The sequence below is a fragment of the Microbacterium hominis genome (assembly GCF_013282805.1).
Classification (GTDB): Bacteria; Actinomycetota; Actinomycetes; order Actinomycetales; family Microbacteriaceae; genus Microbacterium; species Microbacterium hominis_B.
The window spans coordinates 1,617,056-1,640,348 of sequence record NZ_CP054038.1; the positions used below are offsets into that span (position 1 = coordinate 1,617,056).

General features: G+C 69.5%; 33 protein-coding genes and 1 tRNA gene. 10 read left to right on the forward strand and 24 right to left on the reverse strand.

The window, feature by feature from the left end:
- Positions 1–2,580: an ATP-dependent DNA ligase gene (locus HQM25_RS07095; protein WP_172989600.1), complete on the reverse strand. Its 2,580-nt coding sequence runs from the start codon at positions 2,578–2,580 to the stop codon at positions 1–3.
- A gap of 46 nt (positions 2,581–2,626) precedes the next feature.
- Here HQM25_RS07095 and HQM25_RS07100 point away from each other — a divergent pair, with 46 nt between their 5' ends.
- Together HQM25_RS07100 and HQM25_RS07105 are read left to right on the forward strand one after the other, a co-directional pair.
- Entirely contained in the window at positions 2,627–3,511 is an 885-nt protein-coding gene (locus HQM25_RS07100) for a Ku protein (RefSeq protein ID WP_172989601.1), read from the forward strand.
- Positions 3,508–3,903, forward strand: a complete 396-nt coding sequence (locus tag HQM25_RS07105) for a VOC family protein (RefSeq protein WP_172989602.1) — start codon at positions 3,508–3,510, stop codon at positions 3,901–3,903. The genes HQM25_RS07100 and HQM25_RS07105 overlap by 4 nt, the downstream gene beginning before the upstream one ends.
- Before the next feature lie 9 nt (positions 3,904–3,912).
- On the opposite strand, the gene HQM25_RS07110 is transcribed toward HQM25_RS07105, so the two are convergent.
- Together HQM25_RS07110 and HQM25_RS07115 are read right to left on the reverse strand one after the other, a co-directional pair.
- Entirely contained in the window at positions 3,913–4,698 is a 786-nt protein-coding gene (locus HQM25_RS07110; RefSeq protein WP_438803627.1) for a DedA family protein, read from the reverse strand.
- Between the two features lie 37 nt (positions 4,699–4,735).
- Positions 4,736–4,817 (reverse strand) — tRNA-Leu (locus tag HQM25_RS07115).
- A gap of 122 nt (positions 4,818–4,939) precedes the next feature.
- Between HQM25_RS07115 and HQM25_RS07120 the strand changes: the two genes are divergently transcribed.
- From HQM25_RS07120 to HQM25_RS07135, 4 genes are read left to right on the forward strand one after another with little or no spacing between them, the layout of a single operon-like run.
- A complete protein-coding gene (locus HQM25_RS07120) occupies positions 4,940–6,097 on the forward strand; it encodes a CpaF family protein (RefSeq protein ID WP_172989603.1) in 1,158 nt (385 codons plus the stop codon).
- Complete coding sequence (locus tag HQM25_RS07125; protein ID WP_172989604.1) at positions 6,094–6,954, forward strand: type II secretion system F family protein; 861 nt, start codon at positions 6,094–6,096, stop codon at positions 6,952–6,954. Before HQM25_RS07120 ends, HQM25_RS07125 begins: the two co-directional genes overlap by 4 nt.
- Positions 6,951–7,952: a type II secretion system F family protein gene (locus HQM25_RS07130; RefSeq protein ID WP_172989605.1), complete on the forward strand. Its 1,002-nt coding sequence runs from the start codon at positions 6,951–6,953 to the stop codon at positions 7,950–7,952. The genes HQM25_RS07125 and HQM25_RS07130 overlap by 4 nt, the downstream gene beginning before the upstream one ends.
- The gene (locus tag HQM25_RS07135) at positions 7,879–8,661 is read left to right on the forward strand and encodes a restriction endonuclease (RefSeq protein WP_172989606.1); all 783 of its coding nucleotides are present in this window, start codon (positions 7,879–7,881) and stop codon (positions 8,659–8,661) included. The genes HQM25_RS07130 and HQM25_RS07135 overlap by 74 nt, the downstream gene beginning before the upstream one ends.
- Here HQM25_RS07135 and HQM25_RS07140 read toward each other — a convergent pair.
- The 20 genes from HQM25_RS07140 to HQM25_RS07230 all read right to left on the reverse strand — a co-directional run bounded on the left by HQM25_RS07140 (position 8,648) and on the right by HQM25_RS07230 (position 20,372).
- Positions 8,648–9,574, reverse strand: a complete 927-nt coding sequence (locus tag HQM25_RS07140) for a DNA-methyltransferase (RefSeq protein ID WP_254359603.1) — start codon at positions 9,572–9,574, stop codon at positions 8,648–8,650. The genes HQM25_RS07135 and HQM25_RS07140 overlap by 14 nt on opposite strands.
- A gap of 157 nt (positions 9,575–9,731) precedes the next feature.
- Positions 9,732–10,376, reverse strand: coding sequence for a hypothetical protein (locus HQM25_RS07145; RefSeq protein ID WP_172989607.1), 645 nt, complete (start codon positions 10,374–10,376; stop codon positions 9,732–9,734).
- Positions 10,373–10,498, reverse strand: a complete 126-nt coding sequence (locus tag HQM25_RS17960; RefSeq protein ID WP_302182844.1) for a hypothetical protein — start codon at positions 10,496–10,498, stop codon at positions 10,373–10,375. The genes HQM25_RS07145 and HQM25_RS17960 overlap by 4 nt, the downstream gene beginning before the upstream one ends.
- Complete coding sequence (locus tag HQM25_RS07150) at positions 10,495–10,752, reverse strand: DUF4258 domain-containing protein (protein WP_172989608.1); 258 nt, start codon at positions 10,750–10,752, stop codon at positions 10,495–10,497. The genes HQM25_RS17960 and HQM25_RS07150 overlap by 4 nt, the downstream gene beginning before the upstream one ends.
- A complete protein-coding gene (locus tag HQM25_RS07155) occupies positions 10,749–11,315 on the reverse strand; it encodes a hypothetical protein (RefSeq protein ID WP_172989609.1) in 567 nt (188 codons plus the stop codon). The genes HQM25_RS07150 and HQM25_RS07155 overlap by 4 nt, the downstream gene beginning before the upstream one ends.
- Before the next feature lie 216 nt (positions 11,316–11,531).
- Positions 11,532–12,191, reverse strand: coding sequence for a recombinase family protein (locus tag HQM25_RS07160; protein WP_172989610.1), 660 nt, complete (start codon positions 12,189–12,191; stop codon positions 11,532–11,534).
- Positions 12,188–12,460 carry a hypothetical protein gene (locus tag HQM25_RS07165; protein ID WP_172989611.1) on the reverse strand — a complete coding sequence of 91 codons (273 nt, stop codon included), beginning with the start codon at positions 12,458–12,460 and terminating at the stop codon, positions 12,188–12,190. The genes HQM25_RS07160 and HQM25_RS07165 overlap by 4 nt, the downstream gene beginning before the upstream one ends.
- 491 nt (positions 12,461–12,951) lie before the next feature.
- On the reverse strand, positions 12,952–13,137 hold the full coding sequence (locus HQM25_RS07170; RefSeq protein ID WP_172989612.1) for a hypothetical protein: 186 nt from the start codon (positions 13,135–13,137) through the stop codon (positions 12,952–12,954).
- 337 nt (positions 13,138–13,474) lie between these two features.
- Positions 13,475–14,053, reverse strand: coding sequence for a hypothetical protein (locus tag HQM25_RS07175; protein WP_172989613.1), 579 nt, complete (start codon positions 14,051–14,053; stop codon positions 13,475–13,477).
- Positions 14,050–14,361, reverse strand: a complete 312-nt coding sequence (locus tag HQM25_RS07180) for a WhiB family transcriptional regulator (RefSeq protein WP_172989614.1) — start codon at positions 14,359–14,361, stop codon at positions 14,050–14,052. Before HQM25_RS07180 ends, HQM25_RS07175 begins: the two co-directional genes overlap by 4 nt.
- Positions 14,358–14,648: a hypothetical protein gene (locus HQM25_RS07185; protein ID WP_172989615.1), complete on the reverse strand. Its 291-nt coding sequence runs from the start codon at positions 14,646–14,648 to the stop codon at positions 14,358–14,360. Before HQM25_RS07185 ends, HQM25_RS07180 begins: the two co-directional genes overlap by 4 nt.
- Positions 14,648–14,944 (reverse strand): hypothetical protein, encoded by a 297-nt coding sequence (locus tag HQM25_RS07190; protein ID WP_172989616.1) that lies wholly within the window; start codon positions 14,942–14,944, stop codon positions 14,648–14,650. The genes HQM25_RS07185 and HQM25_RS07190 overlap by 1 nt, the downstream gene beginning before the upstream one ends.
- 130 nt (positions 14,945–15,074) lie before the next feature.
- Positions 15,075–15,269, reverse strand: a complete 195-nt coding sequence (locus tag HQM25_RS07195; RefSeq protein ID WP_217275202.1) for a hypothetical protein — start codon at positions 15,267–15,269, stop codon at positions 15,075–15,077.
- 175 nt (positions 15,270–15,444) lie between these two features.
- Complete coding sequence (locus HQM25_RS07200; protein ID WP_172989618.1) at positions 15,445–16,614, reverse strand: AAA family ATPase; 1,170 nt, start codon at positions 16,612–16,614, stop codon at positions 15,445–15,447.
- Positions 16,611–17,339: a bifunctional DNA primase/polymerase gene (locus tag HQM25_RS07205; RefSeq protein WP_172989619.1), complete on the reverse strand. Its 729-nt coding sequence runs from the start codon at positions 17,337–17,339 to the stop codon at positions 16,611–16,613. The genes HQM25_RS07200 and HQM25_RS07205 overlap by 4 nt, the downstream gene beginning before the upstream one ends.
- The gene (locus HQM25_RS07210) at positions 17,336–17,668 is read right to left on the reverse strand and encodes a hypothetical protein (RefSeq protein ID WP_172989620.1); all 333 of its coding nucleotides are present in this window, start codon (positions 17,666–17,668) and stop codon (positions 17,336–17,338) included. The genes HQM25_RS07205 and HQM25_RS07210 overlap by 4 nt, the downstream gene beginning before the upstream one ends.
- Positions 17,665–18,063, reverse strand: a complete 399-nt coding sequence (locus tag HQM25_RS07215) for a hypothetical protein (RefSeq protein ID WP_172989621.1) — start codon at positions 18,061–18,063, stop codon at positions 17,665–17,667. Before HQM25_RS07215 ends, HQM25_RS07210 begins: the two co-directional genes overlap by 4 nt.
- Positions 18,060–18,275, reverse strand: coding sequence for a hypothetical protein (locus HQM25_RS07220; protein WP_172989622.1), 216 nt, complete (start codon positions 18,273–18,275; stop codon positions 18,060–18,062). The genes HQM25_RS07215 and HQM25_RS07220 overlap by 4 nt, the downstream gene beginning before the upstream one ends.
- Before the next feature lie 161 nt (positions 18,276–18,436).
- On the reverse strand, positions 18,437–18,718 hold the full coding sequence (locus tag HQM25_RS07225; RefSeq protein ID WP_172989623.1) for a hypothetical protein: 282 nt from the start codon (positions 18,716–18,718) through the stop codon (positions 18,437–18,439).
- A 238-nt stretch (positions 18,719–18,956) separates the two neighbouring features.
- Positions 18,957–20,372: a recombinase family protein gene (locus tag HQM25_RS07230; protein WP_172989624.1), complete on the reverse strand. Its 1,416-nt coding sequence runs from the start codon at positions 20,370–20,372 to the stop codon at positions 18,957–18,959.
- Positions 20,373–20,501: 129 nt separating this feature from the next.
- On the opposite strand from HQM25_RS07230, the gene HQM25_RS07240 reads away from it, so the two are divergent.
- Genes HQM25_RS07240 through HQM25_RS07255 form a run of 4 tightly spaced genes read left to right on the forward strand, consistent with a single transcriptional unit; the run spans position 20,502 to position 22,029 of the window.
- Positions 20,502–20,717, forward strand: a complete 216-nt coding sequence (locus HQM25_RS07240; protein ID WP_172989625.1) for a hypothetical protein — start codon at positions 20,502–20,504, stop codon at positions 20,715–20,717.
- 1 nt (position 20,718) lies between these two features.
- On the forward strand, positions 20,719–21,138 hold the full coding sequence (locus HQM25_RS07245; RefSeq protein WP_302182845.1) for a TadE family protein: 420 nt from the start codon (positions 20,719–20,721) through the stop codon (positions 21,136–21,138).
- Entirely contained in the window at positions 21,113–21,592 is a 480-nt protein-coding gene (locus HQM25_RS07250; protein ID WP_172989626.1) for a TadE family protein, read from the forward strand. The genes HQM25_RS07245 and HQM25_RS07250 overlap by 26 nt, the downstream gene beginning before the upstream one ends.
- A 56-nt stretch (positions 21,593–21,648) precedes the next feature.
- The gene (locus HQM25_RS07255) at positions 21,649–22,029 is read left to right on the forward strand and encodes a pilus assembly protein TadG-related protein (RefSeq protein WP_172989627.1); all 381 of its coding nucleotides are present in this window, start codon (positions 21,649–21,651) and stop codon (positions 22,027–22,029) included.
- Positions 22,030–22,050: 21 nt separating this feature from the next.
- Here HQM25_RS07255 and HQM25_RS07260 read toward each other — a convergent pair whose 3' ends face one another.
- Positions 22,051–23,292 carry an MFS transporter gene (locus HQM25_RS07260; RefSeq protein ID WP_172991565.1) on the reverse strand — a complete coding sequence of 414 codons (1,242 nt, stop codon included), beginning with the start codon at positions 23,290–23,292 and terminating at the stop codon, positions 22,051–22,053.
- Between the last annotated feature and the right edge of the window lies 1 nt (position 23,293).

A 23,293-nucleotide genomic window follows, 5' to 3' on the forward strand; every position in this document is an offset into this window, starting at 1 on the left:
TCAGTCCTCGCGTCGCACGTCGGACGGGCTCTTGTCGGGCCGCAGCCCTCGCCAGCGGGCGTGGCGCAGGATGCCGCCGGGGGTGAACTCGGCGAACTCGACCTCGCCCACGAGGTCGGGCCGCACCCACAGGGCGTCTCGCGCGTCGAGGTCGGGCACGCCCTCGAACGGGTCGACGTCCGTTCGCAGCGCCGTGAGCGCCGACTCCAGGGTGCGCAGCGCGCTCTCGGAGAAGCCCGAGCCCACGCGCCCGGCGTAGCGCAGTGCGCCGTCGGCGTCCGGAACGCCCACGAGCAGCGAGCCGATCTGCCCGGTGCGCCCGCCGCGGCCGGGCCGGATGCCGCCGATCACGACCTCCTGCGTGTGCGTGATCTTGACCTTCAGCCAGTCCTCGCTGCGCAGCCCGCGCCGGTAGGGGGAGGCGGGGTTCTTGACGACCACACCCTCGAGGCCGAATCTGCGCGCCATCGCGAGCGCGTCGTCCACGTCATCGAGCACAGGCGGCACCTCGATCGGCGCGGCCGAGTCGCCGGCGATCCGTTCGAGCAGCTCGCGGCGCTCCGACAGCGACAGCGGCGCGGCATCCGTCCCGTCGACGGCGAGCACGTCGAACACGAACCAGCGCACCGGTGTGCGGGCGGACTCGCGAGCGATCTCGCCGGGCCGCACGAGGTTCATGCGCGTCTGCAGGAGGGGGAAGCTGGGGCGACCCTGGCCGTCGAGGGCGACCAGTTCGCCGTCGAGCACCGCCGGTGTCGGGCCGAGCCCGGCATCCACCCCGGTCAGCTCGGGATAGGCGGCCGTGAGGTCGTTGCCGCTGCGCGCGCGCAGCTGAAGCCGGCGACCGTCCCACACGCCGATGGCGCGGATGCCGTCCCACTTCACCTCGACCCAGGGCGAGCCGCCCGGCGCCCATCGCCGGGCCGCCTCCCGGGCGAGGCCCGGAGTGGCCGCGGTGGACAGCATCGGCCGCAGCTCGGACGGCCACGGCGGGGGAGGTGCCGACGGCGGGGAAGGTGCCGACGGCGTCGAGACCCGGTCGTCCCGCTCGGACCCGCGCTGGTCGGACGGGTCCGTCGAGGGATCATGGGTCTCGCCGTCACCGTCGCCGCCCCCATCGACGCCGACGTCTCGGCCGTCGCCGTCGGCCTGCTCCGACGCGGAGACCGGCACGCCATCGGACTGGGGCCGGCCCGCGGCATCCACCTTCATCCGGTGCAGCAGCCACGTCGACTTCTCGCCGGCGCCGTCGGTGCGGATGAGCACAAGCCGCACCCGGCCGAGCGGTCCGCCGGGGCGGCCCTCCAGCGTGAAGATGATCTCGTCGTCGCGCCACTTCTCCAGCTCGTAGCGGCCGTCGTCCCAGATCGTCATCGTGCCGGCGCCGTACTCTCCGCGCGGGATCGTGCCCTCGAAGGTCGCGTACTCCATCGGGTGATCCTCGGTCATGACGGCCAGGTTGTTGCGGGCCGTCGAATGCGGGATGCCGCGCGGCACCGCCCAGCTGACCAGCACGCCCTCCCGCTCCAGGCGCAGATCCCAGTGCAGGCGTGTCGCATGGTGCTCCTGGATCACGAACCGGGGGAGAGCCCCCGGCGTGCTCGAGGCGCCCAGGGCGTTCGCCGGCACCGGCTCGGGCGTGCGGGCGGCACTGCGCTTGGCGATGTACGCGGCCAGCGGCCCGTGGGGGCTCGTGCGGGCGCCTGCGTGGTAGCCGAGCGGATCGAGCGGGTCGCCGAGCGTCTCGACGCGCTCCAGCACCTCGGCGAACTCCAGGTGGCGCAGGTCGGGATCGTCGAGTTCGTCCCACGTGCGCGGGGCGGCCACCGTCGGGCGGGCGCGGCCCCGCAGCGAGTAGGGGGCGATCGTGGTTTTGGCCGCGTTGTTCTGGCTCCAGTCGATGAAGACGCGGCCCGCGCGCTCCACCTTGGCCATCTGGCTCACCACCAGGTCCGGGTGATCGGCCTCGATCGCGCGGGCGAGCTCCCGGGCGATCATCGAGATCTGGTCGCTGGTCTGATCCTCGGCGATCGCCGCATACAGGTGGATGCCCTTGCTGCCGCTGGTCACCGGGAAGGGCTCGAGCCCCATGCCCTGCAGGATCTCGCGGGCCCACCGCGCCACCTGGGCGCACTCGGCCAGGCCCACACCCGGCCCCGGGTCGAGATCGAGCACCAGGCGGTCGGGATCGCCGCGCGCCCCGTCGGGGCGGAACCGCCACTGCGGGACGTGCAGCTCCAGGCTCGCCACCTGGGCGAGATAGGCGAGCGTGGGCACATCGCCCACGAGCGGATAGTCCTTGGTGCCCCCCGAGTGCGGGATCGGCATCCTCCGCACCCAGCGGGGCGCGCCCGGTTCGAGGTCCTTCGCGAAGAAGGGCTCGTGATCGACGCCCTCGGGCCAGCGCTTTCGGGTCACCGGGCGACCGATGACATGGGGGATCAGCGCCGGAGCCACCCGGGTGTAGTAGTCGATCACCTCGCCCTTGGTGGTGCCGGATGCCGGGTACAGCACCTTCTCGAGGTTCGTGAGGCGCAGGCGGCGGCCGTCGATGCGCACCAGCTGCTCCTGTCCGGGCATGACGCCAGGGTAGCCGCGACCGGTGTGGCGGGTGTGTACTGGTGGGGTGAGAGCGATCTGGAAGGGCGCCCTGACGTTCGGGCTCGTGAACGTGCCGGTCAAGGTGTACTCCGCGACCGAGGACCACGATGTGTCGCTGCACCAGGTGCACAGCACCGACGGCGGCCGCATCCGCTACCAGCGCATCTGCGAGATCGACGGCGAAGTGGTGCCGTACAGCGATATCGACCGGGCATATGACGACGGTGAGAAGACCGTCGTGCTCACCAAGGACGACTTCGCGGCGCTGCCGAGCGAGAAGTCCCGCGAGATCGACGTGGTCGAGTTCGTGCCGAGCGACCAGGTCGACCTTCTGACCCTCGACAAGGCGTACTACCTCGAACCGGACTCGGCGTCGCCGAAGGCGTACGTCCTGCTGCGCAAGACGCTCGAGCAGACCGATCGCACCGCCATCGTGCGGTTCTCGCTGCGGCAGAAGACCCGGCTGGCCGCGCTGCGGGTCCGGGGCGACGTGCTGGTCCTCCAGACGCTGCTGTGGGCCGACGAGGTGCGCGAAGCAGCCTTCCCGTCGCTCGACGAGCCCGTGAGGATCTCCGCGAAGGAGCTCGAGCTGTCGGCATCCCTCGTCGAGAGCTTCGCGAGCGACTTCGACCCGACGGAGTTCTCCGACGAGTACCAGGATGAGCTGCGCACCCTCATCGAGGCCAAGCTCGAGAAGGGCGACGCGCTGGATACGAGCGAGACCTTCGGAGACCGCGAGGACGAGGATGCCGGCGCCGAGGTCATCGACCTCATGGCCGCGCTGCGGGCCAGCGTCGAGCGCTCGCGCGCTGCGCGCGGCGAGAGCACCGAGGCGACCGACGCGGACGATGCCCCCGCCGAGGGGAGCCGGAAGAAGCCCGCCGCGAAGAAGAAGGCGAAGGCGTCGTGAGCGATCCGGGCGCGCCGCTCGGCCTCGGCGCCTTCTCGGTGAGCCTCAGCGTCGCCGACCTCGCCGCGTCGCGCGCGTTCTACGAGCGGCTCGGCTTCGTCGCCTTCGGCGGCGACCCGGAGCAGAACTGGCTGATGATGCGCAACGGCGATGCGGTGATCGGGCTGTTCCAGGGCATGTTCGAGGGGAACATCCTCACCTTCAACCCCGGCTGGACTGCCGAGGGCGTCGACGTCGACGGCGCGTTCGACGACGTGCGCACCGTGCAGAAGCGGCTCCGGGATGCCGGCATCGAGCCGATCTCCACGACCGACGAGTCCGGCTCGGGGCCGGGTCACCTCACGCTCGTGGATCCCGACGGCAACAGCATCCTGATCGATCAGCACCGCTGACGGCTCAGGTCACTGCTTCGGCGCGTCGGGGTCGTGGTGGTCCGGGCCGCGCTCGAAGACCTCGGGGTCGAGCACGAGCTCCCGCGCCTCGTCGGGGTCGGTGACGACGTCGTCTCCGGCGGCAGCGGCCTTCTTCGCCTTGCTCCGCTCGCGCAGGTAGTGCCACAGCGTCACGAGGGCCGTGCCGCCGACGGCGACCAGCAGGATCAGGTCGATGTAGTTCTCGACGAAGTGCGCGACCGGCGGGATGAAGCCGATGACGTAGCCGAACATCGTGAGGCCGAAGCCCCAGAGCACGGCGCCGATGAAGTTGTACAGCGTGTACTTGCCCTTGTGCATGTGGCCGATGCCCGCGGCCACGGGAGCGAAGGTGCGCACGATCGGTACGAAGCGGGCGAGGATGATCGTGAGGCCGCCGAAGCGCTCGAAGAACGCGTTCGTGCGCTCCACGTTCTTCACGCTGAACAGCCCGGATTCCTTGCGCTCGAACACCGCGGGGCCGCCCTTGTGGCCGATCAGGTAGCCCACTTCGCCCCCGACGAACGCGGCCAGGCCGATCAGCAGCGCCACCCACCACACGCTGATGCCGAATACGCCGTTCGGCGCGTAGTCCTGCGGGTGGGAGAGCAGGCCCGAGATCACGAGCAGCGTGTCGCCGGGGAGGAGGAAGCCGACGAGCAGGCCCGTCTCGGCGAAGACGATGAAGCACACCGCCGCGAGCGCCCACGGTCCCGCCCATGCGATGATCTCGGCAGGGTCGAGCCAGGGGATCAGTGCTGCGGGAACTTCTATCACGGTGGGTGTCCCGTCGGTCGGTGGATGCAGCGGCCAGTGCGGAAGGTGGGACTTGAACCCACACGCCCGGAGGCACAGGAACCTAAATCCTGCGTGTCTGCCAATTCCACCACTCCCGCGAGTGGGTTCAGTCTACTGAGCGCGCGCGACTTCGCGGCTGGGGGTCAGCCGGGGGATTCGCGGCGGACAGCCCTGTGGATAACTTTCCGGTGCGCCGCGCGGACCTTGCCATGATGCTGGAATGCTCACCGCATCCGCCCCGCACGCCGCGCCGGCGGCGATCGTCGCCGAACGGGTGCGCGAGCGGCTGCGTGCGGAGCGCGCCGATCCCGCCCGCGACCCGGAGTTCGCGGCGCGCATCGCCCGGGACGAGGTGCGCAGGCACAACGACTTCGCCCTGGCGCGGGGACTGGTGCCGATCGACGACGAGAACGCGTGCGTGCGCGGCGTGCTCGCGGTCGTCGCAGGCTACGGGCCGCTGCAGGTCCACCTCGATGACCCCTCGGTGGAGGAGATCTGGATCAACGCGCCGGATCGCATCTTCGTCGCGCGCGGGGGCGTCTCCGAGCGCGTGCCGCTGACACTGACCGACGCCGCGGTACGCGACCTCGTGGAGCGGATGCTGCACGCCACCGGCCGCCGGGTCGACTTGAGCCAGCCGTTCGTCGACGCGTCGCTGCCCGACGGAAGCCGGCTGCACGTGGTGATCCCCGACATCACCCGCCGTCACTGGGCGGTCAACATCCGCAAGTTCCTCCCGGCGTTCCGCGACATCGATCGCCTCGTCGAGGCGGGCATGCTCGCCCCGGAGGCCGCCCTCCTGCTCGTTCGGGGGCTTCGCGCCGGGCGCAGCATCCTCGTCTCGGGGGCGACCCACGCCGGCAAGACGACGGTGCTCGGGGCGCTGCTGGCCGCCAGCCCGCCCGAGCACCGCATCGTCACGGTCGAGGAGACCTTCGAGCTCTCGATCGCCGTGCCCGACGTCGTCGGCCTGCAGGGACGCCAGCCGAGCCTCGAGGGCACAGGCGAGGTCACGCTGCGGCGACTGGTCAAGGAGGCGCTGCGCATGCGACCTGATCGCCTGGTCGTCGGCGAGGTGCGCGACGCGGAGGCGCTCGATCTGGTCCTCGCCCTGAACACCGGAGTTCCGGGGGCCGCGACCATCCACGCCAACTCCGCACGCGATGCGCTCGCCAAGCTCGCGGCGCTTCCCCTGCTGGCCGGGCGCAACATCGATGCGGCGTTCGTCGTGCCCGCCGTGGCGGCATCCGTCGACCTGGTCGCCCACTGTCACCGCGACGCCGACGGGCGCCGTCGCGTCGTCGAGATCGTCCGGCCCACCGGCGTGCACGAGGGCGCCGTCGTCGCCGAGACGCTGTACCGGGCCGAGGACGCATGATCGTCCTGTGGGGCGCGACGCTTGCCGCGGGGCTCCTGCTCACGTTCTCGCCGTGGCTGTGGCCGTCGCGGCCGCGCCGAGTGCGCACCGCGGTCGCCGGGGGAGTGGCGGAGCGGGTGCTCGGGGCGGCGGGGTTCGCCTCGACGCCGGCGGCCGTGCTGTACGCCACCTCGGCCGGGGCGGGAGCGCTCGGCGCCGCCGTGGCATGGCTGATCGCGCCGGTCGCCCCCCTCGCGGCCGTCGCGGCCGTCGCCGGGGCCGCCGCGCCGACGATCTGGCTCCGCTCGCGTGCCGCGCGGCTGCGGAGGTCGCGGCGGACGCTGTGGCCTGATGTGTGCGATCTGCTCATCGCGTCGGTGCGCGCGGGGATGTCGCTGCCCGATGCGGTGTCGGCGCTCGCTGATTCCGCACCCGCCCAGATGCGCCCGACCTTCGCGGCGTTCCGCGCCGACATGTCGGCGTCGGGGCACTTCGACTCGAGCATCGCCACGCTCAAGGCGACCCTCGCCGATCCGATCGCGGACCGCATCCTCGAGACGCTTCGCATGGCGCGCCAGGTCGGCGGAACCGAGCTGACCACCGTCCTGCGCTCGCTCGCGACCTCGGTGCGCTCGGAGGCGACGGTGCGCGCCGAGGTCGAGGCGCGGCAATCCTGGACCCGGGGTGCGGCCGTGCTGGGAGTCTCGGCGCCGTGGGTGATCCTCGCGATGCTCGCCCTGCGGCCGGAAGGCGCGCAGGCCTATGGGAGCCCGGAAGGGGTCGCCCTGGTGATCGGCGGCGCGGTGATGTCGGTGGTCGCGTTCCGCCTGATGATCCGGCTCGGTCGGCTGAGCGAACCGCGGCGGTGGTTCGAGTGACCGGTGTCGCGATCGACGCCCTGGCGTACGCGCTGGTGCTCGGGATCTCGTTCGGCGTGGGCGTGTGCCTCCTGGTGTCCGTGGCGCCGCGCTGGGGCGCCCCGTCACTCGCGCGCCGGATCGCGCCGTACATCCGTGACGTCACCGACCCGCGCGGCACGTCGCTGCCGCTGCCGGGGAGGGCATGGGGAGCGCAGGAGATGTGGCGCTCGGCCGCACAGACCTTCTCCCGGTTCTCGAGCGGATCCGAGGTCACCCAGTTGCGGCTGAGGCAGGCCGGATGTGAGCTGGACCTCGCCGGATTCCGCGGCCGTCAGCTCGGGTGGGCCGTCGCCGGCGTCGCTGTCGGCGCGGTGCTGCTCGTCGTGCTCGCGCTCGCGGGGCGCGGCGGACCGGCCGTGTGGCTCCTGCCGGTCGTCGGCGCGGCGGCAGGTGCGCTCGGCTGCGACATCCACCTCACGCGGGCCGCCCGTGCTCGCGTCGCGAGGATCGAGGAGGAGCTCGCAACGGTGCTGGAGTTCATCGCGCTGTGCCTCGCTGCCGGGGAGGGCATCCACGATGCCCTGCGGCGAGTGAGCGCGCTCGGCGCCGGCGACCTGACCTCGGAGCTGCGCGGCGTCGTGGTCGAGGTCGGCACCGGGTCGCCGCTGGCGACCGCGCTCGGCGGCCTCGCGGGTGACCTCGAGATCGCCGCGCTGTCGAGGGCGATCGACCAGATCGTGGCCGCCCTCGAGCGCGGCGCGCCACTCGCGCAGGTGCTGCACGGGCAGGCCGCCGACGCGCGCGAGCAGTCCAAACGTGCGCTGATCGAGCAGGCGGGCCGCAAGGAGATCGCGATGCTCGTGCCCTACACCATTGCGAAAAGGTGCTACCAAGGCGCGAATGCGAAACGGGCACACCTGAGCGCTCGACTAGGCTCTGAGCGTGCCAGATGCCTCAGTTTCCGCCCCGGAAGACCTCACCAGCAAGATCGCATCCCTTCGCCCGCGCCAGCGTGAGCGCGTTGTGCAGCTTGTGGATGCCCTTATCGAAGGTGCCGTCTCCTGGATCAACCCCGAATCCGATTTCGCCGACCAGGACTGGGTCAACGAATTCGGCGATCAGTTGCGGCTGCACCACGGCGGATCGGCCATCCCGCTCACCAAGGACAAGTTCGAATACGCGATGGTGAACACCTTCCTGGACTCGGGGCGCAGCAGCCGCAAGCTGGGCAACGGCAACCCCGGCGCAGACATCGAAGTTGACGGTGCCTTCTGGTCACTGAAGACCGAGGCGGCTGCTGCCATCAAGCCGGACAAGATTCACGTGTCCAAGGCGATGGAGCTTGGCAAGGGCAACTGGGAAACCGAGGAGGACATCGCCGTCCTGCGGGAGAAGTTCCTGGGCCACCTGACCAAGTACACACGGGTCTTCACGCTCCGCTGCCTGTCGCGCACACCGGCTGACGACTCATCGGTGGCCTACGCCTACGAGCTGGTGGAGATTCCGCACGCGCTGCTGGAACGCGCCAAGGACGGGCGCATCGAGATGCGACACAACTCGCGGCAGAACCCGAAGCCCGCCTACTGCTACGTGAACGCCGAGGACGGCACCCCCGGCTTCGAGCTGTACTTTGACGGGGGCACCGAGCGCAAGCTACAGATCAAGAACCTCTGGAAGCGTCACTGCATCGTTCACGCGAACTGGTCGTTCACTACGGCTTCGTAACGGGCACGTCATAGCCCCCGCTCCGCTGCTGTAGGCGGCGCTTGGCGATCTCGACGTACTCCTCGTTCAGCTCAATGCCAACGAAGTCGCGCCCAGTGTTGCGCGCCACTTGGCCCACAGTGCCCGAGCCGAAGAACGGGTCCAGCACCACGTCGCCGGGCTTGGACGATGCCAGGATGCACGGCTCAACCAGCTTCGTGGGGAAGACGGCGAAGTGCGCCTCGCCATAGGGCTCGGTGTTCACGTTCCAGACCGAGCGCTTGCGTCGCGTCTTCTTGCCGTCGTCAGTCGGCTCAATGGTGGCCTGCACGTCGTAGCTGTACTTCAACGACTTGGTGAACATGAAGACGAACTCGTGGCTCCGTGTGGGGCGGTCGCGCACGCTCTCGGGGTTGGCGTTGGGCTTGTTCCACACGATGTCGGTGCGCAAGTACCAGCCAGCCTCTCGCAGCGCGAAGGCCAGCATCCAGGGCACACCCATCAGGTCCTTCGGCTTCATGCCCTCGGGCGTGTTGGGGCGGTAGTCCATGCCGCGTGCGTTCAGCTTCTTGTCCGCCTGCCGCCAAGTGCGTCCGCCCGACGTGTACCCATCACCTACGTTGAGCCAGAACACCCCATCGTTAGCAAGCACGCGACGGCATTCATCGAACACCCTCACCAGTGCTTCGATGTACTGCGGCAGCAGCGGCTCAGCCCCGATCTGCCCTTCCACCCCGTAGTCGCGGAGGCCCCAGTACGGGGGCGATGTGACGATGCACTGGACCGACTCATCCTCGAGCGTTGCAAGGCCGTCAAGCACGCTCGCGTGGACGATGCGACCGGTGCCCAGGTGGGCCTCGCCCGATGCGACTGTCAGGCGGTGTGGGCCAGTGGCCTCGGGCTCGTCGAACAGTGGCAAGGGCATGGTCGTCATGTCCACAACTTTACTTTCCGCCTAGGACATGCCCGTCGATCGGCACGGGGCGGATCCCTGAGCGACCGCTGGCGAGCGAACGGGCCAGGCGTGCCCCAGCATGTCGGGAGACCCCCTAGCGTCGGCCAGAGGGTCGCCCGTGTCGGCAGCCGTGGGGCTACCGCGCCTTGTCAAACTGCACCAGCGCCGACCACGTGTGCCAGATGGGATGCTCGTAGCTGTACTCACCGGGCTGGCAGCCGTGGCAGGTGGCGTCGCCGCGCACATGTGACGCGACCCGCAGGTAGGTCGCCTTCGGCTCGGTCAACGTGGCCAGCACGACAGGCTCACCGTCAACCCCGTCCACGCGGCTGGTGTCCACCGCGCCAAGGGTCTCGCCCGACAAGGCGTCAATGAGCTCAAACCTGACGACCTGGGTGCCCTGGGTGACCTCCACGCCGCGGATGCGTACCCCCGTGAGCTGCACCAGCACTTCGCCCGCCTGCATGATGCGCGGTGCCTCGTACTGGATGGGGATGCCGTCACCCGGCTGGCTGGCATAGGTGCTCTCGGTGACGCGCACGATGTCAACCTCGGCAGCAGCCAGGTCGGGGCGGGGTGTCATGGACGGGGCAGCCGTGGGCAGGGGCACGTCGGCCAGGGCGGGCGGATAGCTGGGTGCCAGCGCCACGGGGATGACCACCCCGGCAAGCACGCACGCCAGCAGCCCCCCGGCCACCATGCGCACGGCTGCCCTACGGACGCCGATGGGCTTGGGTGTCTGCACGTGCTGCCCCGTGGTGAACAGCTCGGGCAGGCTCACAGCGCGCACACCTTGTCGGCAGCGAGGTCGAACATGCCCCAGGTCACCAGCAGGATGGACGCCGACGTTACAGCCGCAGCGGCGATGTTGCCCCAGTTGGGGACGAGGCGCGTGCGCTTCATGCGTGGCCTCCCCGCGTGCGGGCCTGCTCGTCGTTCCAACGCGCCTGGTGACGGTAGAGCACCGTGCGCACCACGACCCCGGCGTCGTCCAGCAGCAGCACACCGCACGCGATGGACCCGCGCTGGCGGACCTCCCCGTGCTGGTTGCCGTAGACGACCTCGGGCTGCTGCACGCACTGCTCGACCTCGGTGAGCGTGATGCCACGGGCAACCATCTTCTCGGCCGCGTGCGTCGTGACGATGACCCGGCTCACGCCTGGGCCTCGGCAGCCTTGAGCATGACGTTGATGTGACGGCTGAGCGCGGCCTTGCTGCCGTAGGACTGACCGCAGGTGCAGCCGTTGGCCTTGTTCGGGTTGACCTCGTGCACGACCGGCGCGCTGGCGTCCACGTGGCGCTGCTCGGCGATGACCACGCCTTCCTCGGTGGCGACCGTGCTGCCCTTGCTGGCGCGGGGCTTCTTGGCGGCAGGCGTGGCCTTGGCAGCCGGTGCCTCGGTCTTGGTGGCGCGGGGCTTGCGCTCGGGCTTCGGGGCGCGCTTGGGCGGGGTGACCGTCCAGCCGGTGGGCAGGCTGCCCGCGTTGGCGATGGCCCGCTGGGTGAGCGCCTCCAGATCGCCGGCCTCGATGCTCTCCAGGAGCGCCTGGTAGGCCAGCGCCCGGATGCCCTTGAGGCGAGCACGCTGCACGCTGACGCCGAACGTGTCAACGACCTGCTGAATGGCGGCTTCGATGGTCTCCAGGGCCTCGTCGGCAGTGGCCTGCTCAACGGTCTCGACGGGCTTCAGGGACTTGGTAGCGGTGCGCTTGGTAGCCATGATGTGGAACCTTTCGTGGGGCTGGTGTGTGGAACTTGACTCGAACGTTTGTTCGGTTAGTTGAACCATGCATCACCGTCCCGAGGGCATCCAAGACCGGGCCTCAGCCCGGCGTGTAGACCGCTGCTGCACTATCGGGAACGGTCCCCTTCCGGAACTTGCCCGGCACAGCAAGAGACCCCCAGCGCTCGGGCCAGGGGGCTCAGTGCAGGGGTGTCAGGCCACGGCTGCCAGCTTGGTCGTCAGTCGGCGCTGGGCCTTGGCCACGCCGTTGACAGTCCAGGGGAGGCCGGTAGCCGTGGTGTGTCCCTCGGCGTTGAGTGCGGCAGCCGTAGCAGCGAGGGTGCGCGTGCGGCGCAGCGCCAGCAGCCGGTCGCCCGTGGCCGTGGGCAGTACCGACACGCGGCCCATGTGTCGCCCCTGGCGCTTGGCTGCCTGCATCGCCGCGCTGGTGCGCTCACCAATCACGCGGCGCTCCCACTGGGCTACCGACATCATCACGTTGGCCACAAGCTCGCCGGTCGGGGTGCTGGTGTCCACTCCCAGGTCAATGGCGACGAGCGCCCAGCCGCGTGAGCGGGCCAGCTCCAGCACGCGGGCGAAGTCCGCAACGCTACGGCTCAGGCGGTCCAGCTTGGCGACTATCAGACCTCCCACGTCCCGCTTCTTAGGGCTGGTGTTCAGTCGGGCGAGGGCTTCCTGTAGCTGAGGCCTATCCAGAGACTTGGCACTGATGCCAGCATCCTCGTACCAGATGATCTCCCAGTCGTGCGCACTGGCGTAGTGCTGGATTGCATCACGTTGCGCGTCAAGCCCCAGGCCGCTGCTCGCTTGCTCGGTCGTGCTGACACGCAAGTACCCAATCATCGTCGTCATGCGCTGGCCTCCGCCCAGTTGCCACGGCTGGCCGACCGTAGGCGGTGGCAGTTGGCGCACACAAGCTCGCACTTCGCGATCTCAGCAGCGATCTCTTCCAGGGTGTAGGCCCGCGTGCTGCCGTCGGGGAGGGTGTGGAGCACCCTGCTCTGGACCATGTCGGCCACCCCGGCCGTCTTGACATGCCCCGGCAGGTGGTCAAACTCCATCACGGTGGCGGGGTGCTGCACGCCACAGTCGTGACAAGGGTTCGCCTTCTGTTCAGCCATCCATGCGCGGCGCTTGGCCCTCCATGACTTACGCTGTCGGGTCTTGTCCCACCTGGCAGCAGTGCGCAGCCGGTGGCAGTTGGCACAGACGACCTCACACTTGGCAAGCTCAGCCTCAAGCTGGCCCAAGGGGTATCTGCTCACTACCATCCTTGACAAGTCAGCGACCTTGTCCACGCCTGGCAGGTGGTCCAGATCGACCTGTCGGGGGTCGTAGCGCTTACCACAGTCGGAGCACGGCTGGGCCTTGGCAGCGTCCACGATGGCACGGCGCTCGGCGACCTGTAGTCGGGTAGCTGCTGGCGTGACTGGTAGGCCAGAAGCACGCAGGTCGGCCTTCCTCCGCTTTCTAGCTGCCGAGCTGGTTGAGATGCCAGCAGCACGGCGCTCAGCTTTACGGATGTTGCTACACACCCTGCACTGGCCATTCGAGCCCACGTTCTCCGGTGTCCGCTCGTGCCCGCGCTTGCACAGCCGGGGTTCCGGGGCGCTCATGAGAAGAGCCCCATGCGCTGCTCGATGTGGGCGATGATGCCGCCTGGCTCGTAGTCGTCGTCCAACTCCTGCTGGATGCGCTGGCGGGCTTCCTCGGTCGTGTTGGCCACCACGTCAATCTCTTCGATGCTGTCGGGGTAGCCAGGGTTCGCGAAGCGGACGAAGCCGGTGTAGGTGCTCATGGTGTGGAACCTTTCGGGTGGGGCAAGTATCGAACAGGCGTTCGATTGCGCTGAGCAAGCTAGCCGGAAGGGCTGCCTTCTCGCAAGATCAGCTATCGGTGCTCGGTGTGGCCTTGGCCGCTGGTGCTGGCTGGCGCAGCGGGGGAGCACTGGGCGGGTCGTCGGCTAGATCGGGCCTAGATGCCCGTCTGCCCGAACGGCAGGGCAGCCCCGACCCCCTGGCACCCCCTAGACCCCCAGCGTCTGCCAGGGGTCTAGGGGCACGGGGTTACCAGGCCCGCGCTTGGGCGGCAGGTAGAAAGGAGTCAGGAAAGACCCTGCCGCCCCGTCTGTGGGATCAGCCGTTGGCGTCCGGAGCCTGGTAGGCGGCACCGTTGGCCATGTTGTACCCGACGCCGCTGGTGTAGCCCTCCACCCAGGTCAGGGCTTCCGCAACGCCACTGGTGTCGGGGTGAGCCGCCTGCCACGCTTCCGCAGCATTGATCCAGCCACTGTTCCGGGCCTTGGTGCCGATCGCGTGGGCCATCGTGTCGTCGCTGGTAGCCACGGCATCGGCCAGCACAGCGAGGGCTTCCTTCTCGTCCTGCACGCGACGGGCGCGGTCGGCAGCGTCACGACGCAGCATGATGCTGTTCGCGTCCTGCGGAAGGTTGCCACGCAGCTCCTTCTCCAGGCTGGCCTTGAGGCCCTCGACGTAGGACTGCTGCTCTCCCAGGATGCCCTGGATCTTGGCCACGGTCTGCTCCAGCAGGCGTGCGGCGTCCTCCTCCTGGGCCTGGGCGCTCAGCCGCGTGTCTTCCATGATGACCTTGCGACCGTCGTAGTACTCCTGACGGGCTGCACGGGCGCGGCTGTGGAAGGCCTCGTGGCTGGCGATGACGTCGTTCTGGACGGCGAGAGGGGTGCGCTTGCTCATGATGTGTGTTCCTTACTGGTTGTGATGGGTGCCGGGGAGACCGCCCCGGCGTCGGTGGTCTTGCGGGTGATGCGTGGTGTGCGCCCGTACTTGCGGCCTGCCCAGTAGCCCGCCTGCACCTTGGCTGCCGTGGCGTAGGCGTGGCACTCGATGAGCACTTCACACGACGCGCACAAGCTGCCCATCAGGGCGAGGTCATCCGGAGTCAGGCGCTCATCCGTCGTGTACAGCGGGTCGCCAGCGCACGGGGGCACGGTGTCCTCCAGCGCCTTGTCCAGCGCCTGCCAGGCGACGTCCTCCTGGGTCACTGTGTGGCCCGGTACAGGCGCTCGGCGCGGGCACCAGCCCGGCGAGCCTTCCGCTCGTCGTAGCTGTACTCGACCAGCCCTGCACGCCTGTAGGCCGACAGCAGCGTGCGGACTTCCTCAGCGGGGAGGCCAGGGGTAGCGTCCAGCAGCTCGCGCAGCGCGTGGGGCTTGCCGTCTGCCAGCACAGCCCACAGCGCTTCGTCGGTAGCGGTGTCCGGCTCGGCTGCTGCCTGCTCGGTCGTTGCGTCGGTCATGGTGTTCCTCTCAGTCGGGGTTGCGATGGTCATCAGGGCAGCCGGTAGCCGTGCATGCGCTGCACGACCGTGACGTTGGACGCGGCCTCCACGTGGCGCGTAACGGGCACCGAGCGGACCTCGCCCGCCTTGCGTCCGTAGTGCAGCAGCGCCTTGACGACGCGGCGACTGACGCCGGTCTTGTGGACGACCTCGCTGACGGTCCATGTGCCCTTGGCCAGCAGCGCGCTGATCTTGCGCCAGTCGTTGTCCAGCCGGTGCGTGCTGCCGTTGCCCTGGAAGAACACGACGTAGGGGTTGTCTTCCGGTGTCGGGTCGGGGGTGGTCATGATGTGCGTCCTTTCGGGTTTTCTGTGGAGGCGCGGCAGGTGACGCTCTCCGGGGTGGGCTGTGTGCTGCTGCTTCGGCTCGTCCATGGGTGCTGCTCGGTACTCGGCCGCACAGCCGCAGAGGTTTCGCTCACGAGGTCACCCCGTTCAGCCGGGGGCAGGTGTCGGCATGGAAGACGTGCAGGTGGTGAATGCCGTACTCGTCCAGTTCCAGGCGCTGGGTGCTGTCGCAGTCGGGGCATCTGTACGAGTTGGCGTACTGCACCGCCTGGGGATCAGTGCGCCCCGCCTTGGCTGCTGCTCGGCGCTGCTGTCGGTTCATCACTGATCACCTCTTGCCTGCCAGTCACCGGCACGGCCATTCACCGTGCACTGGCACCCAAGGGTGTGTGCCGTGGGGCGGCGAAAGGGGGACGGGGAAGTGTTTTTCCTCGGGATTACGCGGTTCTCGGCCACGGCGTTCGGCGGCTGACGACGGTGAACGACCCCGGTGAAGCTGTTCATGACTGCTCCGCCTTCCGGTACTTGGTGCCGTTGCCCTTGCCTGTACGGACGACCGCGCCAGCGCCGATGAGCTTCTTCATGGCGGTCTCGTAGCGCTCGTCGGACCACGCTCCGGAGGGGTCGTCCCAGCCCTCGGCGAAGTCCGCGCGCTTGTGCTCTTCGCCGTCCACAAGCACCGCCAGGATGTGCGCCTGGTAGGGGTCGTGTGTCATGGCCATGCGCACGGCCACCTTCGACGGCCCCACGTCCTCCAGGTGCCAGCCGGGGATCGTCACGGTCGCAGCGTTGCGCTGCTTGCCCCCACGGCTGAACTCGGTGCTGATGACGAAGGTGCTGTTCGGCTCGGCTGCCTCGTCCTTCTGAGGCTTCTTGGACGGCACCAGCATCAGCACCGTGTCAACGTCGGCCCAGAGCGCCTTCGCCCCACGCAGCAGCCCTCCGGCGTTCGCGTGATGCATGATGACGACGGTGCAGCCCGGACGAGCGCGCCGGATGCGCACGGCTGCCTTGACCGCAGTGGCCATCTGCACGTTGTCGTTCTCGTTGAGCAGCCCGCCAAGCTGGCTGAGCGTGTCGATGACGAGCACGTCGATGCCCTTGCGCACGACTGTCACGCACATGCGCTGCACGGCTGCCGGGTCGGACAGGTTGAAGTCCTCGCCGTCGTGCACGAGGTAGTCGTGCTTGGGCACGGTGCGCTCGTTGTACTGCTCCCACGCAGCGACGCGGTCGGGGAAGAACTCCGAGCCCTCAGCTATCAGGTAGCCCACGCGGCCCTGGACCACGTTGTGCCCTTCCCACGGCAGGCCGAGAGCGATGTGCGCTGTCAGGTCCACGCCGACGAAGGTCTTGCCGATGTTGGTCGGCCCACCGATCACGCAGATGGAGCTCTCAGCGATCAAGCCTTCGATCTTCCACTGGGGCTTGGGGCGGGCGCGCAGCTTGTCGAGCGTCATCATCGGGTAGCCGGTAGTGGACGGGTCGGCGTCAGGTTCCGCCTCGGCGTGCAGCGTGCTCCACTCCGCCTCCAGCGCGGCTTCCCGCTCTACCTCGCGCCGTGCCCGGTGCTGGCCCCGCAAGAGCGGCAGCATCCGCTGATACTCGCGCTCCTCGGCTTCTTCGGGCGTCTCGGTGCCGTCCTCGGTTGATGGTGCAGGGGTGGTCATGCTGATGCCTTTCTGACGGACTCGACGATGCGTCGGGCCTCCTGTGGTGTGAAGCCGAGGTCTTCCGCAGCCTCGATGAGCTTGCGAAGCTGCCGCTCGGGCACTTGCTGCTCGATGGCCCTACGCACCGCCCAGTGATAGGCGTCGTGCCGTTGACCCTTGGGCTGCTTGCGCACGTAGCTGATGAGACCGCCGACGTCCTGGCTGTTGCCGCCCTGGCGCGGGCTGTACACCGTGGGCTGGATCAGGCTGATGACCTGGCGGGGGAGGCGGGCCACGGGCACGTCAGCGCCCCACCTGTACGGCTTGCCGGTGTCGGGGTGGATGCTGGGCGGCATCACGACCTGACCGTTGGACAGCACATCGATGCCCTCGGGCATGCGCACCTTGGTCGTCTTCGGGAACGGGCGCAGGTAGTGCAGGTGCACGCTGCCGTCACCACGGCCCGAACGGATGCTCAGCGTCGGGGGCATGCGCACCTTGGCCAAGTCCTCCAGGGCTGCCAGGCTGCCGCCATTGTGCGGGTCGATGTCGATGACGACGTGGTTGTCCGGGATGACCGCGCCGACGTTGAAGTCCTGCTCGGCCCACCACTCGCGGATCGTGGCCTTGTGTGTGGTGGCCTGCTGCATCCAGTCGGTCAGGAAGGGCTTCTTGCCGTTCAACGGCAGCACGCGCCAGCCCGCAGCAGCCAGCCGCAGCGCAGCACGAACGGGCACGCTCACGGCTGCACCCCGTGGTCCGGAATGGGGCGGTTCCGGTCAATCGCCGCGCGCTTGCGCACCTGAGCGACGACCTTGTTCACCCACGCCTGGCCCAGCAGCACGTCCAGCGCAGCGACCTCGTCCCACGGCAGCCCCGGCGTGGCCGACAGCTCGGTGTGCACGGCCTTCAGCGCCACAGCAGCCGCCATGCGCACGCGGGCCTCGGCTACGGGGGACCAGGTGGCAGGGTCGCCCGCAGCAGCCAGGGCAGGCTCCATGCGGCGCAGCACGTCGGCGGGCACGCTGCCGTCGCCAAGCAGCGCACGCACCGGCCTACGCGGGGCGCTCACGACTCGTCCTCGTCGTCAGTCTCAATGACCGCGTACAGCCGGGGCACCGCAGCCGAGTCGGGCACGAAGTACATGACGCTCTCGCACTTGTCGCACTTCGGGAAGGTGGGGTCGGTCTGGATGCCCTCGCCCGTGTGCCGGTGCCACAGCGCCTCCAGCCCAGCGCGCAGCCCCGCCTCGTCGGGCCAGGATGCGAAGTCGTAGTTGAACGCACCGCCGACGCTGTAGATGTGGATGTAGCCCCAGCCCTGGGCCTGGGTGTCGGAAAGATTCACCCCGCGTGCAGCCCAAGGCTCGAACCAGCGGAGGTCGGGACCGTGCTTGAGCACGTTGGCAGCTTCGGTCTCGGTGAGCGAGCGCTTGCTGGGGTAGTTGACCTTGATGCGCGTAGTCATCGCACACCGCCAGCCCGCAGCAGACCGGTCAGCCGGTGGATCTGCTGGTTGTTCAGCGGGGGCGCAGCAGCCAGCGCCTTGTCGATGGCGTCAGCGATCTTGGCTTCGGCCAGGTTGCGCCGGGCGATCGCCTCACGCTCGGGGTCCTTGAGACGCACAGCGACGGCCACGGGGCCAGCCGCCTGATGCGGGGTGAGTGGTGTGTCAGCCACGGGAGCATTCCTTCTGCGGAGTAGGTACTCCGGCAGGGAGCTCGACCGTCGGTCTGGGCACCGGGATATATACGCGTCGTAGCGCGTCGTACCGGCTGTGATGCCCTCGTGACCCTGACTTATATGCCGCCGATCACCAGCGGTGTGAAGTTGTGGAGTGGCTAGACCGTGAGGTACTGGCCTTCGTTCGCAGCCTGCTGAACCATGTGCTGCACGATGTCGGGGTCGATCCTAACGCGACGACCGCACGTGCAGGCGAACACCGGGCGAGCCTCCATCTGGATGCCCTCGGGGCCAGCGCTCACGAACATGTCGGTGCCGTTCCGGTCGGCGCGCTGCCAGACACCCTCGACCCGCTGGTAGCGGGCAAGGCGTCGCTTCGGGTGCGGCTGCTGGGCGGTGCCCCTGCAGACGACCTTGACGACGAATGGGATGTTTGGCATGTGCCCTAGCCTGCCCCGGCGCAAGAAGGCCTCACAAGATCAAAACCCGAGCCGGCGACACAACTCCCTGGTCAGCGGACCAAAGATTTTTCTTGCGACAAGGTGTGTTGGAGTGGTATTGATCACGTCTAGCCGACGCCTGCGACCGCCTGCCCGACTGGTGCAGCCGTGGGGCACGTGGGGTAGCTGGGGTGCTGCCGTGTCGCCCTAGCCGACGTAGAGTTCCGGCCTTGGTGGACTACGCCTTCCAGTGCACCTGCACCGTGTCCGGGTCGAACGCCTTGCCGCTGCCACTGGGCAGGATGGTCACCGTCACAAGCTCCTGCAGGACGGCGCGCTTGCTGTCCATCGGCAAGGCCTCCCACACCTGGCGCGCGTTCGCGCCGACAAGCTCAGCGGGCACGGCAGCAGGCAGCGCCTTGTCCACCGCAGCGGCAGCCGTGGCCCGGTCAGCCCGCAGCCGCTCGGTGATGCGTGCAAGCTGGGCGGGGTCGATGGTGCCCTCGGCGAACATGTCAGCCGCGTTGGCCAGTCGGGCATCGATCGCCTCCAGCGTGTCGCGTGCAGCTTGCAGCGCAGCCGGGTCGCCCTGGGTGAACAACTGAGCAGCATCGGGCATCTGCAACCTGCCGACGACGATGCCTTCCACCAGTGCGTCAACGTGGTCTTGCTTGCGGCGCACGCGGTAGCACTCGCTGCACACGTAGCTCGGCGGCTGGCGCTTGCTGTTCCCGTTGGCCTGGCGCGTCCACCGGCCTACAGCGCGCACCATCACGCCTCCGCACGGCACAAGCTCGCCAGCGTCGTCCAGGGTGCCGTCGCACCGGCCACATCGGGCGATGCCGCCCAGCAGGTATTTCGGCTCCCGGCCAGCCGGGGCAGTGCGGCGCACGGGGTCTGTCAGCACGGCCTTGATCCGCTCGTGCGTGTCCTCGTCCAGCACGCGGGGGCTGTCGGCGGGGGTGCGCCCGACCACCTGCCCACGGTGCACCGTCAGCCCCGCAAGGCTCGGGCGGAGTAGTAGCTGCTTCAGTGTCGTGCTGTTCCACTTGGCACCACGGCCAGGCGTCGGCGCGTGCTGGGCGTCCAAGTCCTTGCAGATGGACCGCAGCGAGTCACCATCGAGCACGCGCTGCACCGCAGCCCGGATCGTCGCGGCCTCGTCGTCGTGCAGCACCACGGCAGCCCCGTCGCGCCGGTAGCCGTAGCCCACACGGCCGGAGTGGACCCCGCTGGCTGCCCGCTGCACGTTCGCTGCGACCTGGCGCGTGGCCTTCTGCTCGCCCTCGTACTGCGACCACGCTGCCACTGTGCGCGCGACTGCACGGCCTGCCGGGGTAGTGAGGTCCAGGGTGCCAGCCGTCACGGTGTACACCGGCACGTTCAGGGCGATGACGCGCTCCAGGTCGCGAGTCAGGCGCAGCAGCCGGTCCTGATGCCACGTGATGATCGCCGTGGGCTGGGCGTCCAGCATGGCCTCGAAGCCGGGGCGCACCTTGCCGCTCGTAGCGCTGATGTCGTTATCGGTGTAGACCTGCACCACGCGCAGCCCGAGCGACTTGGCCAGCTTGCGGCAGTCGGCCTCCTGGCGGGCAACGGCCAGCGCTTCGCCCGTGCGGTCGAGACTGACGCGCGTGTATATGACGCAATCCATGAAGGTACGTTAGCGCAATGCTCTGGCCGCTCGTCTTCCTCATCCTGCCCCTCAGTGTGCTGTTCGCGGTGTTCCCGGGCATCGTGATGCTTCGACTCGGACTGGGCTGACGCCCGAAGAAGGAGAACAATGATGCGTTCCGCTCTCGCCCGCACCGCCGACCGTGTGCGGGTCGCCCTCGACGACCTCCACGACCTCCACGACGACGAGCGCGGAGATGTCCCCGGCTGGGTCCTCATCACACTCATGACGGCAGGTCTTGTCGTGTTGATCTGGGCTCTGGCAGGGCCGGCGCTGGAGGGCCTGTTCCAGCAGGCGATCCAGCGCGTGTCGGGGATCGGATAGCGTGCAGCGCCGATCCGCCGCACGACGGCGGCTGTCGGCCGCGGCGGCGGGTACGGAGGGGTCGGCGCCGGTGGAGTTCGTGCTGGTCGGAGCGATGCTCACCTTCCTCACCCTGGGCGTCCTCCAGTTCGGTCTCGCGGTCTACGTGAAGAACGTCGTCCACGACGCCGCGGTCGAGGGCGCCTACCACGCGGCCCTTGCGGACACCTCCCTGGCCGAAGGGGCGGCGCGCACTCGGGCGATCGTCGCGCGGACGGTCGGCGAGGCCTACGCCGCCGATGTCGTCGCGCGGACCCGGGGCGATCTCGGGCAGCCGGTGGTGCAGGTGACCGTCGTCGCGCCGCTGCCCGTCGTGGGGCTGGTTGGTGTGCCCGGCACGATGGAGGTGACCGGTCATGCGCCGATCGAGTCGCTCGGGTGAACGCGTCGGGCGGTGCGGTGCCGGCGACCAGAGCGGGTCGGCGTCGCTGGAGTTCATCGTCGCCGGACTCGTGCTCCTCGTGCCGATCGTGTACCTCGTCGTCGCGCTGGGGATGATCCAGGGCCACTCCCTGGGCGCGGAGGCCAGTGCGCGTCACGTCGCGCGGGCGGTCGCGACGGCGTCGGGACCCGACCAGGCGCGCGGCCGAGCAGACCGCATCGTGCGCGCGGTCGCGGACGAGTACGGCATGTCGCCCGAACGCGTGAAGCTGGAACTGTCCTGTCGCCCGACGACGACCGAGTGCCCCGCGGCCGGTGGGACGCTTCTGGTGACCGTCCGCACCGCGGTGACGCTTCCGCTCGTCCCGGCGGTGCTCGGTCTCGAGCGCGTGGCGGCGATCCCGATCGAGGCCACCGCGGTGCAGAAGGTGTCGCGCTTCTGGGGCGCCCCGTGATCCGGCGGCCGCGCACGCGGCGCCCGTTCGCACACGGCGACGAGGAAGGCAGCGTCATGATCCTCACGATCGGCTACGCGATGCTCGCCCTGGCCGCGGTCATGGTGTGCGTGGATGCCACGAGTCTGTATCTGGCGCAGAAGAAGCTCGACGGCCTCGCCGACGCGGCCGCGCTCGCCGCGGCCGACGGGTTCATCCTCGAAGTGGTCGGCGGCGAACCGGTCGCACGACTTGTCGACGCGGAGGTGCGGCGTCAGGCCGATGCGCTCCTCGCCGTCGCGGCGGGCGATGCGCGGCTGGTCTCGGCCGTCACCCCAGACGGAGTCTCGGCGCGCGTGACGGTCGCCGGCACGTGGCATCCACCGGTCCTCACCGTGTTCGTGCCCGAGGGCGTCGCCCTCGAGGCGACGGCCACGAGCCGCACGGCGCTGCGCTGAGGACGACTCGGGATCCGTGCGTCACGAAGGCCGCCGGGGCACGAACCGCGGCACCCATCGCACGAACGCGAGAGCGCCCAGCAGGCCGAGCACTCCCATCGCCGCGGTGGCCACAGCCAGCGAGGCGGCGGCAGCGATGCCCGAGACCAGCACGGGCGCGACCGCGCCGCCCGCGTCGGTCAGCGTGCGGTAGGAGCCGAGGAAGGGAGCGGGATCGTCCTCCGGGGCGACATCGGCGCCGAGGGTGAGCAGGATGCCGCTGGAGAGCCCGTTGCCGACGCCCAGCACCGCCGCGAACATCGCGAACCACATCGCCGCATCGGTCAGGTCGTGCGTCACCGACAGGGCGAGGAACCCGCCGCCCATGAGGACCATGGCCGGCAGGGCCGCCCACAGGCGCCCGAAGCGGTCCATGACCTGGCCGCTCGCATAGAACAGCGCGAAGTCGATCGCTCCGGAGACGCCGACCACCAGCGCGATCGTCTGCGCGTCGAGGCCGATCGACACGCCCCACAGCGGCAGCACGACCTGGCGGGCCGAGCGCACCGCCGACAGCGATGCCGCCGCCAGGCCCAGACGCGACAGCACGTCACGGTGCTCCCTCATCGCCCGCAGCACTCCGCCGCCGCGGTGCATGGTGCGCACGGGGCCGGTGACGGCCTCGCCGGTGTCCTCCGCCAGCGCACCGGCATCCGCCGTCCGCTCGAGGGGGACGCCCGCCCGGGGGAACCGCTTCTCCGGGTCGGGACCGAACACCACCAGGAGCACGGTCGCGGCCAGACAGACGCCGAAGAACCACACCGCGGCGATCTCCTCGCCGAAGACGGCCAGCAGCGCCGCCGCCACGAACGGCCCGACGAACATGCCCAGGCGGAACGTGCCGCCCAGCAGCGACAGTGCACGTGCGCGGAAGGCCAGCGGAACCCGGGTGGTCATGAACGAGTGGCGGGCCAGCCCGAACGCCGCGGCGCAGAACCCGATGAGGAAGACCGACGCCGCGAACACGCCCAGCACGGGCGCGAGGGCCATGCCGACCACGCCGCCGATCGAGACGAGCCCCGCCGCTGCCATGGTGAGGCGCTCGCCGATCCGGGAGACGGCCCATCCCGCCGGGATGTTCCCTGCGAGCTGGCCGACGACGAGCGCGGAGGCGACCAGGGCCGCGGTCGCGATGTCGGCGCCCAGACGCGCGGCGATCACCGGGATGAGCGGGAGCACCGCGCCCTCGCCGAGCGCGAACAGCACCGTCGGCAGGTAGACCATC